Origin of the sequence: Sinomicrobium oceani, assembly GCF_900119185.1 — a bacterium.
GTDB classification, from domain to species: Bacteria; Bacteroidota; Bacteroidia; order Flavobacteriales; family Flavobacteriaceae; genus Sinomicrobium; species Sinomicrobium oceani.
This window is the reverse complement of record NZ_FPJE01000012.1, coordinates 172,292-185,765: the sequence shown is the minus strand read 5'-3', so window position 1 is coordinate 185,765 and position 13,474 is coordinate 172,292. Positions and strand designations below refer to the sequence as shown.

12 protein-coding genes are annotated in these 13,474 nt (G+C 46.5%); 7 read left to right on the top strand and 5 right to left on the bottom strand.

Annotated features, from left to right (window positions below; genetic code table 11):
* The 5 genes from BT112_RS22225 to BT112_RS12385 form a co-directional block, all read right to left on the bottom strand.
* Positions 1-131: LuxR C-terminal-related transcriptional regulator (locus tag BT112_RS22225; RefSeq protein ID WP_139276172.1), on the bottom strand; the 131-nt coding region annotated here is incomplete at its 3' end.
* A gap of 335 nt (positions 132-466) precedes the next feature.
* The gene (locus BT112_RS12400) at positions 467-718 is read right to left on the bottom strand and encodes a hypothetical protein (RefSeq protein WP_139276170.1); all 252 of its coding nucleotides are present in this window, start codon (positions 716-718) and stop codon (positions 467-469) included.
* A 424-nt stretch (positions 719-1,142) separates the two neighbouring features.
* On the bottom strand, positions 1,143-1,859 hold the full coding sequence (locus BT112_RS12395; protein ID WP_139276168.1) for a hypothetical protein: 717 nt from the start codon (positions 1,857-1,859) through the stop codon (positions 1,143-1,145).
* Positions 1,860-1,990: 131 nt separating this feature from the next.
* Positions 1,991-2,557, bottom strand: coding sequence for a hypothetical protein (locus BT112_RS12390; RefSeq protein ID WP_072317695.1), 567 nt, complete (start codon positions 2,555-2,557; stop codon positions 1,991-1,993).
* Positions 2,558-2,977: 420 nt separating this feature from the next.
* The gene (locus BT112_RS12385; RefSeq protein ID WP_072317711.1) at positions 2,978-3,244 is read right to left on the bottom strand and encodes a hypothetical protein; all 267 of its coding nucleotides are present in this window, start codon (positions 3,242-3,244) and stop codon (positions 2,978-2,980) included.
* Between the two features lie 512 nt (positions 3,245-3,756).
* Between BT112_RS12385 and BT112_RS12375 the strand changes: the two genes are divergently transcribed.
* The 7 genes from BT112_RS12375 (at position 3,757) to BT112_RS12345 (ending at position 13,461) form a co-directional block, all read left to right on the top strand.
* On the top strand, positions 3,757-4,074 hold the full coding sequence (locus BT112_RS12375; protein ID WP_072317693.1) for a hypothetical protein: 318 nt from the start codon (positions 3,757-3,759) through the stop codon (positions 4,072-4,074).
* Between the two features lie 20 nt (positions 4,075-4,094).
* Complete coding sequence (locus BT112_RS12370) at positions 4,095-5,114, top strand: HEPN domain-containing protein (protein ID WP_139276166.1); 1,020 nt, start codon at positions 4,095-4,097, stop codon at positions 5,112-5,114.
* A gap of 46 nt (positions 5,115-5,160) precedes the next feature.
* The gene (locus tag BT112_RS21870; RefSeq protein ID WP_175545792.1) at positions 5,161-5,331 is read left to right on the top strand and encodes a hypothetical protein; all 171 of its coding nucleotides are present in this window, start codon (positions 5,161-5,163) and stop codon (positions 5,329-5,331) included.
* A gap of 202 nt (positions 5,332-5,533) precedes the next feature.
* Complete coding sequence (locus BT112_RS12360; RefSeq protein ID WP_072317690.1) at positions 5,534-7,906, top strand: TonB-dependent receptor; 2,373 nt, start codon at positions 5,534-5,536, stop codon at positions 7,904-7,906.
* A gap of 412 nt (positions 7,907-8,318) precedes the next feature.
* On the top strand, positions 8,319-8,888 hold the full coding sequence (locus BT112_RS12355; RefSeq protein ID WP_072317689.1) for an RNA polymerase sigma factor: 570 nt from the start codon (positions 8,319-8,321) through the stop codon (positions 8,886-8,888).
* A gap of 203 nt (positions 8,889-9,091) precedes the next feature.
* Complete coding sequence (locus BT112_RS12350) at positions 9,092-10,030, top strand: FecR family protein (RefSeq protein ID WP_072317688.1); 939 nt, start codon at positions 9,092-9,094, stop codon at positions 10,028-10,030.
* 143 nt (positions 10,031-10,173) lie between these two features.
* Positions 10,174-13,461 (top strand): SusC/RagA family TonB-linked outer membrane protein, encoded by a 3,288-nt coding sequence (locus BT112_RS12345; RefSeq protein ID WP_072317687.1) that lies wholly within the window; start codon positions 10,174-10,176, stop codon positions 13,459-13,461.
* The last annotated feature ends 13 nt before the right edge of the window (positions 13,462-13,474 follow it).

Below are 13,474 nucleotides of genomic sequence, written 5' to 3'. Positions count from 1 at the left end.
CGAAGCGTACCTGTTTTAGCTTTACGAACATACCCTTTAACGGTATTCTTACTGATGGACAAGGTTCTGGCAATAGTTTTTATGCCCTTGCCCTGCTGGTGCATACGGAGTATTTGTTTTACTTGACTCATTCGTTTTGGTTTTCCGGCCATTACTTATCTTTTGATGGTATCCATCAAATAAACCAAAAACCAATTCAAAAAATGGGGGGCAGTATGATCCGGAATAATTTTACCGGAAAACCATTTTTAAATTTACAAGGGGGTCAGCATCCGCCGGAATGACAGATACCTAAAAGGTAGGCTTTAGAGGGGTCAGCTTAGTCCGGAATATCCACTTTACATTTGGCAGAATACGGAGAACATAGAAAAGTGAGGAGTTTATGGCACTAACTACTATGACCAGAAATAGCGCTTAGCGTGGCATTGTACGGGAGAAATAAGGCTTTGGCTGTAGGTTCCGTCCTTCACTCCCCTAAATCCTTCTCTATCAGATATTTTTCCAGCTTCAACTCCCTGAGTTTTTTCTCTATTTCATTTTTCCTCATAGAATAACCGATTAGATAGACTATTGCAAAAATAACTGCACTAAATATGACCGCGTTGCTATAGCCCCACGTATCTACCATAGCGGGTCTTCCATATCGTCCCGGTAAATAAGGAAACAGAAAAGCGAATACCGTTCCAATTAAGATTAAAACAGGAATCCGTTTTTTCATCCCGTACAGTTGGTTTTGATACCTGGACATTTCGGCATTCACATGATTAATTCTTTGATGTATATCCTCCAAGTAATGAGCTGATTTTTGATAGTAAAGCTTATAATCTCTTATTATCGTTAATTACAATTTTATAATTGTCGATTTAGGGTAAAAACATACATCAGCCATTCAGCAACTTCGAAACCCTATCCCCAAAAGCACCTTTTTATGTATTGTCGTAAAATTAGGGGAAGCTTACAGTTCTATACAAGAACCTTATTAAAATAGAAGCAGCCCTCAAAAAAACCTTTGGGCACCCCCTCAGCGCGGAGAATTCAAATATAGGCATATCGATAACATATAGTAAACTGCGAAGTTGCAAACTTTGCAGAGCGAAGCGATATTTCTTATTTACGCACTTTATAGGATAGGCACATTATTTTTAATATTTTTCTCTTTCCGGTATTTTCAAATTAACTAAGGAAATCAGGTAATCACAAGTGTTATAAAAATTCCCTTTACTCGGCGACCAAACACTTACAGCTCTATAATCTGTTTGATTTACACCTTCCATAATCCATTCAGAACCATCCGTCCCTATTGAGCTACGACCCAAGTCCATATTCCAAAAATCCGATTTTCCAACAAGTTGCGTAAATTCAGCCCATTCTTTTTCGGTTAGTATTTTTATTCGCTCAACTTCTATTTCTCCAGGTTCATATCCACCAGAACCAGTTAGAACTTTCCAATAAAGAATATATCCATCATTTCCTTTTTCAAATCTAAAAGTCATTGGTTTGTCAAAAGTCCTTAACCAAGTAAAGCGATAAATTTCTTTGTCAATTTTTCTATTAAACAACAAAGGTTCTTTCATTGCATGAAGATGCTTTGAATACCAATTCACAACAAATTCGTCATAAGTTCCTTCCTTGACTTTAGTTACTATTTTCGTTCCATTATCAGTTTTAATCCAATCCATTTCAACTTCAGGAAACATTTCTTTCGGAAAGTAAGGTTGTCTTAAATCAGTTGGAACATTTAGCCTATCAACTTTGATTGTCGAATCGACAAATTTTTCAATTGATTGACTAAATCCGATTTGAGTCAGAAATAGGGTCAAAATACTAATTGATAATCTTCTTCTCAAAGTTTTATTCATATTGTGCCTAACGGTTTGCATCAACACCAATATGTTTATTTATAAACACTTAACTATCAACCAAGAACAAACTTTGATAGGAGCACAAAGCTTGATTTAACCACTGAACCGCCACTTTCGGATAGCTGCTGTTAGGCTTTGTTTTTATATTCCTTTATTACTTCATCATCCCACACTTGAGCCTCAATGTATTTATCGTATTGAAGTCTTTCTTCTATTTGACACTTTTCTTCTGATGGAATCCCGTATTTATTTATTAAGCCACTTATTTCACTTAACAGAAAAATTTGTCCATTACAATTTTTTCTATATGTTTTTAATTTAGGTTCATCATAAAACTGAAATGACACCATACTGTCAGGATAAGTAAAACTTATATGATCAGGGCTAAAGTCAGTTAAAGGGATTTTTATAACACCAGGATTTATATACCAAGATTTTGCCCAATCACATTCACCAAGTGTAAAATAAAAAGGGTCATTTCTGTTCGGTTTTCCTCCTTTTAAGATAAACTGCTCTCTAATTCGCTTTTCCAATGAAAATCTTAAACCAACATAATTCTCTGGTCTTTTACTATTCCACCCTTTTAAGATTTGTTTCTGGATAATCTCGGCTTTCTCAAATCCATATTCAGTAATATTCCGGAATGGGCCGTTGTCAAGTTCGTAATAATGAAATAGGGATTTCGGTATAGTCATAATTTTCTCAAATAAAATCTAACTCCTTATATACGTATTAAATATACCATTTTATCCTCTTAACTAACCGGATAAAGCAAATAACAACGATCTTGTTTATCTTATTTCAATCTATCAAGTATTTTAGGTTTGTTATAACGGTATACATTCAAATATACATAAAACCATAAATAGAATTATTACCCATGTCAGACCGCTATGGCTCTTACACAATACTTAGCTGAAATACCCACCTACATACCATACCAGATTCAAAAGCTCACTTTCAAAACCCATTTACTAAAGTAATACCTATTCATTATATTCCGTTACGGAAAGCCACATTTTTTCGAGAAAGTTTATCTTAGAATCAGCAAAAACAGCCTATTAACGACGAGATAGCGTAAGCAAGTATTGCACATTGCCAATAAAAAAAGGACCTTAACGCGCCCCTTTAGAAAACTCCTCTACCATTCTAAAAAAATCTTGTAAAGAAATTCCCCTTTTATTACATATTTTGTGTAATGTCTTGACGGTCATGTTATACTCTACATTCGAAGTTCCTAATGCTACATTTTTAATTCTCCTAACTGTGGCTTCTTCAATATCATGGGTAGATGCAAAATCTCTTTGAGATTTAGCTTTAGAAATCCAAGTGTAATAAATATAACGAGACACTAATTTGCCTATATCTGTTTTATCATCCATAAAAACAAAGTAATCGAAACACAAAAAAAATAGTGCGTATTATTATACGCATTTGAATATTTATACCTATATTTGAATTGAAATAAATATTTTTGCAATTCTTCAAATAGAAAAATATTAGAAGCTATTGCTTAGAATCTCGTATTGAAAACTGGCACTTTTTAGACGATGAGAGGATAAGTAATTTAGCTCACGACCCGGGCGTGGGCTCTCTTATCATCGTCGGGTATGCCAGTACCTCAATGCGGTAAGTTGAGTTCCACGCCCATTTATTTTACGGTAACTCTTCTCTAAAGCAACGCCATCTACACCATTATTCTTTTGGAAAATTCGCATAAATCCTTTAGCAAGGCGTATGCCTTGTCATGTTTGGGGTAGTACGGAAAGGAACAGGGACGCCTTTTTCTTTTCTTTTTAGCACCACGTACTACCAACTCCCCTACGGAGATCGGCACACCCCGGCAAGCTGCCCGGAGTGCAGCCTGTTGTATAACCATAAAAAACATACGTCTATGAAAGCTTTAGAGATCACCAGGCTCCTGGACAGCCACGAACCCTTAGCCATTGTGCGCTATTTTGAGTGGGTAGCCCTGGCCAAAGACAACGGCACCCCCAGGTATGCCCTGCTCCACCTGAACAAAAAGAAAAATAAAATACGGGAGCTATCCGTACCCGATACCCTGGTCTCCCTGCTCACCTCCCGCCTGCACCTCTTTACCAAAGTATGCGCCGCAGACGGGGGCACCGTGTGGGAGCGTATGCACTTCCGCGATGTGGTAAAAACCTCCATACCCCAGCACGAAATCGTCCAATGGATACACAAAAATTAACCCGCCAAAAACACAAACTTATGAATACCGAAATCTCCTATATCGTCCATAAAGTCGTAGCCATCATGGATGTCACCTATGTCTACGCTTTTCCCATAGCCGGACAAACCGGGGTACTGATACTCACCGCAGCCCCCAACCGGCCCAATAAAAACCTGCCCTCCGTCTCGGATATTTTTGCGCAATACCCCGAGTATCGCTACCGGGTGTACACCGAGCATACTGCACGCACACAACTGGAACAGGGCAACCTCTTTTTCCTGCATGCCTGTATGCCCGGGCACCTGCAATACTGCGGCCCGGACACGCAGGCCCCGGAGCTGCTATCTGCAGCACAACTGCACCCCCTTCTGAGCAAGGCCAGAAGCTGTTTTGAGCACAACTACGACAAGGCGGTAAGCTTTAGCCGGGGGGCACAGTTTTTCCTGGAGGCAGGCCAGATGCCACCAACCGCCTTTATGTTGCACCAGGCCTTTGAGCTGGCCTATCGGGCTGCAGAGTGTTTGGTCATGGGCAGGGAAAAGGTATGCCACCGTATTGGCACCCACCAGCAATACATCCTTGCCCATGTGCCGCAACTCGGGCAGGTATTCGCCCCCGAAAAGGAACCCGATGCCACCCTGCTGCACCTCATCGACAGGGCCTACCACGAAGTACGCTATGGCGCCTACGAGATACGGCCCGAGCAGCTCACCGTATTGCAGGCCAAACTGGACAAGGTATTGGCCCTGACAGAAAAGCAATTCCTCCTGCGGTATTACGCCTGCAAAAAGGGGCTTGAAGATATGGTGCAGCGCCAGGCGCAAGATTGCAGGCCGTTACCGGAACTCGCAGAACGCTTCAGGGCATTGCTGGGTACAGGTGGGGAGTTGGCCCCTGTAGGTAACGAAGAAGATTTGCGCCAGGCCATACACGGCATGATAAAAAACTATTTTGCCGAAGTGCAGGGGGCTATGCAACTTCTGGACTCGCTTATAGCCTTGTATGGGGAGGTGGATAAGACCGTCGACAACCCGGGGCTTCGGTACATGCCGGCATAGCCGGAACACGCAGCCGCCTCTGCCCCGTCTATTTAACGAGGGCTGAATGCGTGTAGGGAACGGAGCACCGAAGGTATGGTGCAGTGACCGAAAGGTGTACCGAAGCCCGGTTTCCTTCGACCGTCCTTCGACATTTCTTCGGAAAAAGTACCTGTTTTCCGAAGGACTACCGAACAAGACCCGAAGAAGACCCGAAGAAAACCCGGGAAGGGGGTGACAAAAACGGACAAAAGTGGACAAAAACGGACAAAGCGGACAAAATGGACACGCCTTGCCATATCTTCGACATAGCCCCCCATGGGTAAAACAGACGCATGATCCCTGCTTTTTCCTCGTATATGTTAAAATTATGTTTTTTACTGTCGCAGGTGTAACAGTCTCCTGTAATTGCCATCTCTATAAAAAAGAATTGTGCTTTTATGAAACCGACCTTACTCCTGTTCTTCATACTCCCCGCCTTTTATATACATGCCCAAACCTCCGTACACGGTAAACTCCTGGATAAAGACACGGAGTTACCTGTTATCTATGCCAATGTTACCGTTATAGCTTCGGACAGTACCATGCTCGGGGCCGTCAGTGACGAGGAAGGCCGCTTTTCTATTGCCCGGGTACTTCCGGGTAATTATACGCTTACCGTAAATTTTATGGGATACCGCGAAGTTCAAAAACCATTGCGGGTAGACGGTAAAAACAGCAATGTGGGCACCATATACCTCGAAGAACAGGTGGAGAACCTCGAAGAAGTAGTCGTAAAATCGTCCCGTCCGGCGGTACAGTACAAGGTAGACCGGCAGATTATCAATGCGGAGGCCTTCCCTGCGGCCCATGTGGCCATAGACCTTATGGAAAACGTCCCTTCGGTAAGTGTAGACGTGGAAGGGAATATCAAATATCGGGGAGACGGCACCTTTCGCGTATTTATCAACGGGCACCCGGTGGCCAACGGGGTGGAGAAACTGAGACAGATTCCGTCATCGCAGATAGAACGCATAGAGATTATTACCAACCCGCCGGCACAGTATGCCTCCGAGGGTACGGCAGGGATTATACAGGTGATCCTCAAAAAAAACCGTATGCAGGGGTATGCCATCAATGCCAATACGTATGCCAATTCGCGTGGTGCGGTACAGGGCTATTTTTCTATCGACAAGAAAAGTGAAAAAAGCGGCTGGTATATCAATACCAACGGCGGGCACAACGTGTGGTCTAACTTTAAGCTCCAACAGGTACAGACCGTAATGGAAGACGGTGTTCCCTACCAGACCAGGCTGAACCAACGTTACAGCAACGGCGCTGACCGTATGTATGTCGAAGCCGGTTTTAATCACGACATTACGGACAAGGACTACATTGATATGGCCGTACATATCAACCCTTTTAAAATGAAAAACTTCCGCACTATCCGCGGTAACGTCAGCGCAGGGCCGCTTACGGAAACAGGAGATCTGCAAGCTGCCGAAATATACCGGCTGCGGTCTTCCGGCTTCGAAAAATTCCACTATATCGGGGGTACGCTCAATTACGAACATTATTTCAAAACAGACAAATCGCACAAGATCAGCGCCTATGCCGATGTCTCCTACTACCTCTCCCCTTACGAAGAGCAGCAAAAAGACCGTAAGCTATATACAGACAGCGTCTCGGCCGTGGGGTACGAAGGTTTTGAAAATAAGGAGCTGGTCCTGGACAGTAAGATCAATTATACCCTGCCCCTCTCGGAAAAGAGTTCGCTGGAAACAGGTATGGAGATCGAAGTACACCAGATACCGCTGCTGGGCAACGAAAACGGTACTTTCGATGCCGGGGGTAACCTCGTGCCCTATTCCGGGCAACGCACCGCACAAACCGTCGATTTCCGCAGAAACATCTACTCGGGTTATGCCACGTTTAAAAGCGGTATAGGATTGCTGGAATACCAGCTGGGATTGCGGGTAGAAAACACCTATACCAAGACCGACTACAGCTACCGCACCCCGGAAGGCGAAATCTTTTTTGTGCCCGGAACAGATAAGTTTACCCAGCTTTTCCCTACCGTACACCTGCTCTATAATATCTCGGAGCAGACCCAACTGGTAGGTAACTATTCGCGCCGGATAGACCGTCCGGGATACTGGCAGCTTACGCCCTACCGGCGCTACCAAAGCGTAACGGCCTACTTCGAGGGAAACCCGGATATCCGTCCGTCTTATATCAATGCGTATGAAGTAGGTTTCAAGCAAAACTGGAGCAATAAAAACTACCTGAGCATTCAACTCTTCCACCGCGCAGGAACCAATGTTATTAACGATATCAATACCTCCGACGCCGGGGGACTACTCCTTATAAAACCCCATAACGTAGGTACCTCCAAAAGTACGGGGATAGAGATTATGGGCAATTACAAACCCGCAGAATGGTGGGAAACCAACCTCAGCACCTCCCTGTTCGATTACAGGCTGCACATCGATTTCGAAAACGAACAGCAAACGCGGAAGCAGTTCAATTACGAATTCAAATGGAATAACACCCTTTCGCTCCCTCACGGTTTTATCCTGAAATACAACATGAACTACAACAGTCCCGTACAGGAAGTGCAGGGCACCCGCGAAGGTTTCCTCAATTCCTCGGCTTCCCTGCAAAAAGCTGTTGCAGACGACCGCTGGACCTTTACCGTTGGCGCTTACAACCTGCTGGGCACAGCGAAGTATGACTATAATACGACCGGGGAAGGCTTCTCCAACAATCAGACCTATAATTACGATACGTTTGCCTTCCTGAAAGTAGCTTTTAAGCTGGACAACCAGCAATAATACCTCCATATTGCTGTCCATAGGCGCTTTCCCGGAATACCGCACCACAGCGCTAACAGGGCTCCTGCCCCCCTGTTAGCGCCGGGCAGATGACGCTAATGTAAACTGCACCACAACATGAATTTACAATAACATAATATCCGTCCACACGATTTTTGTGTACTTTGCAACCGGTAAAAGCAAGTCAGGAAATCTTGTGTCCACCGGAAGTTGCCCGGGTTCACGGGCTTGTTTTTACCCATAGCCATGCCCCGGAACACCCAAGATTACGCCAGGGGAATACACGCAACCCTGCTGTACCGCTTATGCTCCGAATCTGCCCGCAGATGTTACCGGAGTCCGCAGACTGTGGAGACATCGTATCATCCGGGAAAAAGAACGTAACCCGTAACACACCGTTATACCTCATCGTATGACAACACCATATACTACAGAAAGTGATGCCCGTATAGACCGGTTTGCAAGACGTGTACAGAACTCCGACAAAGAAGCTTTTAATATACTCTTTAACATGCTCTGGGAACCGATGTACACCTACGCGGCCTCAATGCTCCCGGACCGTTCCGTAGCTGAGGATCTCGTGCAGGAAGTCTGGATCGACTACTGGCAGCGCCGGGAAGAAGTACAGATACGCCATATAAAACCCTACCTCTACCGCGCCATACGCTATCGGTGTTATAATGCGCTGAGAGATTCGAAATTCACCCCTTTACAGGCCGAAACAGCCCATACGATAACCACCCCGGCAGAGACCGAACTGGAAGAAGATGTTACGGAGCTTTCCAAAAAGATACAAACTATTATAGCAGACCTTCCGGAACGATGCAGGGAGATCTTTACCCTGAGCCGTATACACCACTACAGCAATACGGAAATTGCGGGGCAACTGCAGATATCCCGTCGCTCGGTAGAAAACCAGTTATCCCTTGCCCTGGCCAAATTGCGCAGAGAACTGTATGTAGTGCGCATATTCTTCTTTTAACCCCCTTATGCCACCCCTGCCTGCCCCCGCACGGCCCGCCGGAACGGTATCTTCTATCCTGTGTTTTTTACCAAAAAGTTAAGGGAATTCCCGGCAGATTAAGCAATCGTTAACACTGCATATGGCCATGTGCGTACCGTAATGTTTTTGGTACTCTAAGGTGTAACGCACGTACAATGACCGAAAACGAGATTAAAACCTTAATGAAAAAATACCAGGACGGCACCCTGAACCACAGGGAGGAACTGCTTCTGGAAGAATTTGACAGCCGGCTTCTCCACAGGCGGAAACAGGGTGTCTTTCACAATCCCCAGCACAAAAGACGTACCGGGCAAAAGCTGCAGCGCGCAATCCGCAATTCCATAGCCCGGCGCAGCATACTCCGCCGGATAGCCTGGGGTAAAGTGGCGGCTTCGGCAGTTATTCTCCTGGGTATCGGGTTTTCGCTGTATCTGAAATGGAATACACCGGCCCAGACCCATCCTGTAACCCTCCTGGAAAAGCATACGGACTGGGGACAAAAACTGAGCCTGACCCTCTCTGACGGTACGGAAGTACGGCTCAACTCGGGCAGTACCCTCAAATTTCCGGAAAGGTTTACCGGCAACATCCGCAAGGTGGAACTCTCCGGGGAAGCCTTCTTTAATGTATCCAAAAATCCCGAAAGGCCCTTTGTGATTACCTCCGGGGAAGTCCGGACCACAGTGCTGGGAACTTCTTTTAACATCAATACCTTCCCCGATAGCCCGGCAGTGACCGTTACGGTAGCTACCGGGAAAGTCAAAGTAGCTTCCGGGCAACATGCCGTATTCCTTGGACCGGACGAGCAAGGGGTGTTTGACAAAACAACCAACCGGATCTCCCGCAGAAAAACAGACATCAGCAACTTTATACAGTGGAAGGACGGGATCATCCGTTTCGAAGATACTTCGCTATCGGAGGTTACCAAAGTACTGGAAGCCTGGTATGGGGTAACTTTTGTCTTTGCCGAAGAAAAACTCAAAAACTGTCACCTTACCGCCATCTATAACAACGAGATACTGTCGGTAGTTCTGGAAAGCATAAAGTACGCCAAAAAAGGCCTGCAATACGAATACCTCGAAGACCATAAAATACTGATTAAAGGGAGATGTACCGACTGATAATCTAACCTGTCCAACACAAAAACAAAGCGTATGACATAGCATCTACACCACAAAAAAAGCAGCCTGCAACACTTTGGCGAGCATGTGCAGACTGCAAGACTTCAATAATTACAAATAACTATTAAACATGATGTGAAATTATGAAATTGCTAACTCTTAAACAATGTATTCAATTGACATTCCATACATTTTGCTTTCTGATTATCGGAACCTTACTCAACCCGGTCCTCGCGGCCGATGCAGCAGGGCAAAAACTGGAAAGCTATAAAATAGACCTGTCGGCCAGGAATGCTACCGTCGTGGAAGTCCTGAAAGACATCGAAGCACAAACCGATTTTAAGTTTGTTTACGACCGTAAGATCGAGCGTCTCGGAAAAACGCTCGATATGCACTACAGCCACGAATCGCTTCGTGCTGTACTCGAAGTTATAGCGCGCGATGCCAATCTCGCCTTCCGGAGGATCAACAACACCATTTCCATTGATGTCAACCGCAACCGGGTGGCCAAAGAAAAGGTGGTAGAGATCGTTTACCTCAACATCACGGGGACCATCACCGATGAGAACGGGGTGCCCCTGGCCGGTGCCTCGGTCGTGGAAAAAGGAACATCCAACGGTACCTCTACCGATTTTGACGGGAATTTCTCTATCAATGTAGCGGAACAGGCCGTGCTGATCGTTTCCTACCTGGGCTATAAACCACAGGAAATCGTCGTAAGCGGACGTACCGAGATCCATATTCAGATGCTGCCGGATGCTGCCCAGCTCGACGATGTGGTCGTAGTCGGATACGGTACCCAGAAAAAAACCGATGTTACCGGGTCTATCGCTTCCGTAAAAGAGGGCGACTTTAACAAGGGGATCGTAACCAACCCGGGACAGTTACTGCAAGGTAAAGTAGCCGGGGTCAACGTGGCTACGGTCAGCGGCGAACCCGGGGCTTCCCAGGATGTCATCATCCGCGGTATAGGAAGTTTACGGTCCGGAACCACCCCTTTGTATGTCGTAGACGGTTTTGCCCTGGACAATACCTCTACCGGGGTAGCTACCAATCCGCTGAACTTTATAAACCCGCACGACATCGAAAAAATAGATGTCCTCAAGGATGCTTCTGCCGCCGCCATATACGGGGCAAGGGCCGCCAACGGGGTAATTGTGATTACGACCAAAAAAGGAAAACAGGGACGCACCGAAATGAACCTTTCGGTCTCTACCGCACTATCCAAACTGGCCCGTAAAATCGATGTGTTCGGCGCCGACGAATTCCGCCGTCAGGTCACTGCCGTGGGCGGTAACCTCAGGGACGGAGGCGCCAGCACCGACTGGCAGGACACCTTTACCCGTACGGCCGTCTCCAAAAACATCAATTTTTCCATGGGTGGCGGTACCGAAAAGTTCTCGTACTTCGGCTCTGCCGGTGTCAATGACCAGGAGGGTATTCTGCGCAACAGTAACCTCAGGACGTATTCCGGGCGGGTAAACCTGTCGCAAAAGGCTTTCGACGACCGTTTTAAGGTAGAAATGAACCTTTCCGGTACCCGTACCGAAAACCAGAGACCGCTTACCACAACCATCATATCGGATATGCTGCGGTCCAACCCTACCTATCCCGCCTATACCGACGGGGAGCCCACTCCCGTAATTAACGGGGACCAGTTTAACGCCCTGGTCCGCGAAAAACTGTATGACGACTTTGCCAATAACAACCGTATCCTGGCCAACATCTCTCCTTCTCTCGAGATCGTTAAAGGTCTTACCTATAAACTGAACCTCGGTGTAGACTATTCCAATACCGAAAGGGAACAGCAAAACAAACCCTACACGGCAAGGGAAGACGAGATCGGCACCCTGGACATATCCTATACCAGCAACACCAACACCCTCGTAGAAAACTACCTGACCTACAAACTCACCCACGAGCAGCACGATATGACCTTCCTCGCAGGGCACACCTACCAGGAAACACTCTACCGGGCCCGCGGATGGTACTACCGTAATTTTCCGGACAACGGCATAGAGCCCAGGTATCAGATCGAAGCGGCCGGAAACCCCGTTTCGCAGTGGTCGGACGCCATTAAAAACGAACTGCAATCTTTCTTCGGAAGGGTTAACTACAGCTATGCCGATACATACCTGCTTACCCTGACCATGCGTGCCGACGGATCGTCCAAATTCGGGAAGAACAATAAGTACGGCTACTTTCCTTCGGTGGCTGCCGGATGGAATATCAGCAAGGAAAACTTTATGATCGATTCGCCGGTCAGCAACCTGAAGCTACGTGCCAGCTGGGGACGTACCGGGAACCAGGAAATTCCTTCCAAGATCACCCAGGCCAGTTATACCGACAGCCGGGCAGATAACGATACCTACCCGCTCAGCGATAACATCACCAGCCTGGACGACTATCCGTACGGTACGGTATATACCCGCCTGGCGAACCCGGACATCCAGTGGGAAGTGTCCACACAGACCAACATAGGACTGGACTTCGGTTTATTCAACAACCGCCTTACGGGTACGGTAGACTACTTTAACAAGATCTCCGAAAACGTACTGCTCGAAGTGGTTCCGTCCGACCCCATCCAGCCGACCAATACGTTCTGGACCAATATTCCGGATATGGAGATCCGCAACAAGGGGCTCGAAGTGGCCCTCGAATACCGAAGCAACGGCAATACCCCGGATTTCTCCTATACCATAGGAGGTAATGCCGCTTTTACCCGGAACAAGGTAGCGAATTCTCCCTACCAGGTACTCACCACCGGAGCTGCGCAGGGTGCGGGACAAACCGGGGCCACCATTAACGGTTACCTCAACGGCCAACCCATAGGCACCTTCTATATGAAAGAATTCCTCGGTATTGACGGGGAAGGATTTAGTGAGTTCCGCGATGTCAACGGCGACGGCGAGATCCTGGATAATGACAGAATGGTGGTAGGCAAGGCCCTGCCCGATGTCACCTATGCCTTCTACCTGAATTTTTTCTATAAGAAATTCGACCTGAACCTGAACTTTAACGGTGCCGCCGGAAACCAGATCTATAACCACACCGCCATGTCTAACTTTACCAAAGGAAATCTCGCCCTGTCTTTCAACACGACCGACAAAGCCATAGCCTACGAGAACGAAGGTATAAACAACACCAACGAAGTCTCTACCCGCTATCTCGAAAACGGGGATTACCTGCGGCTGAACAATGCCACACTTGGCTATAACCTGGATCCGCAAGTGCTGGGGCTCGGCGACCATGTGAGAAATATACGGCTGAGCCTTACCGGGCAAAACCTGTTTGTACTGACCAACTACAGCGGTTTCGACCCCGAGGTGAATACCGGGAACTCCTCCGGCGGTATCCAGACTTTCGGGATCGACAGGTACACCTACCCGAAAGCGAGAACATTTTTATTGGGCCTGAATGTATCCTTTTAATCATTTTGAAAAA

Excerpts from the sequence above, each read along its gene's own strand:
- BT112_RS21870 (WP_175545792.1), top strand. The coding sequence starts at position 5,161 with ATGCGTGTAGGGAACGGAGCACCGAAGGTATGGTGCAGTGACCGAAAG.
- BT112_RS12350 (WP_072317688.1), top strand. The coding sequence starts at position 9,092 with ATGAAAAAATACCAGGACGGCACCCTGAACCACAGGGAGGAACTGCTT.
- BT112_RS12375 (WP_072317693.1), top strand. The coding sequence starts at position 3,757 with ATGAAAGCTTTAGAGATCACCAGGCTCCTGGACAGCCACGAACCCTTA.
- BT112_RS12360 (WP_072317690.1), top strand. The coding sequence starts at position 5,534 with ATGAAACCGACCTTACTCCTGTTCTTCATACTCCCCGCCTTTTATATA.
- BT112_RS12355 (WP_072317689.1), top strand. The coding sequence starts at position 8,319 with ATGACAACACCATATACTACAGAAAGTGATGCCCGTATAGACCGGTTT.
- BT112_RS12400 (WP_139276170.1), bottom strand. The coding sequence starts at position 718 with ATGAAAAAACGGATTCCTGTTTTAATCTTAATTGGAACGGTATTCGCT.
- BT112_RS12395 (WP_139276168.1), bottom strand. The coding sequence starts at position 1,859 with ATGAATAAAACTTTGAGAAGAAGATTATCAATTAGTATTTTGACCCTA.
- BT112_RS12345 (WP_072317687.1), top strand. The coding sequence starts at position 10,174 with ATGAAATTGCTAACTCTTAAACAATGTATTCAATTGACATTCCATACA.
- BT112_RS12390 (WP_072317695.1), bottom strand. The coding sequence starts at position 2,557 with ATGACTATACCGAAATCCCTATTTCATTATTACGAACTTGACAACGGC.
- BT112_RS12370 (WP_139276166.1), top strand. The coding sequence starts at position 4,095 with ATGAATACCGAAATCTCCTATATCGTCCATAAAGTCGTAGCCATCATG.
- BT112_RS12385 (WP_072317711.1), bottom strand. The coding sequence starts at position 3,244 with ATGGATGATAAAACAGATATAGGCAAATTAGTGTCTCGTTATATTTAT.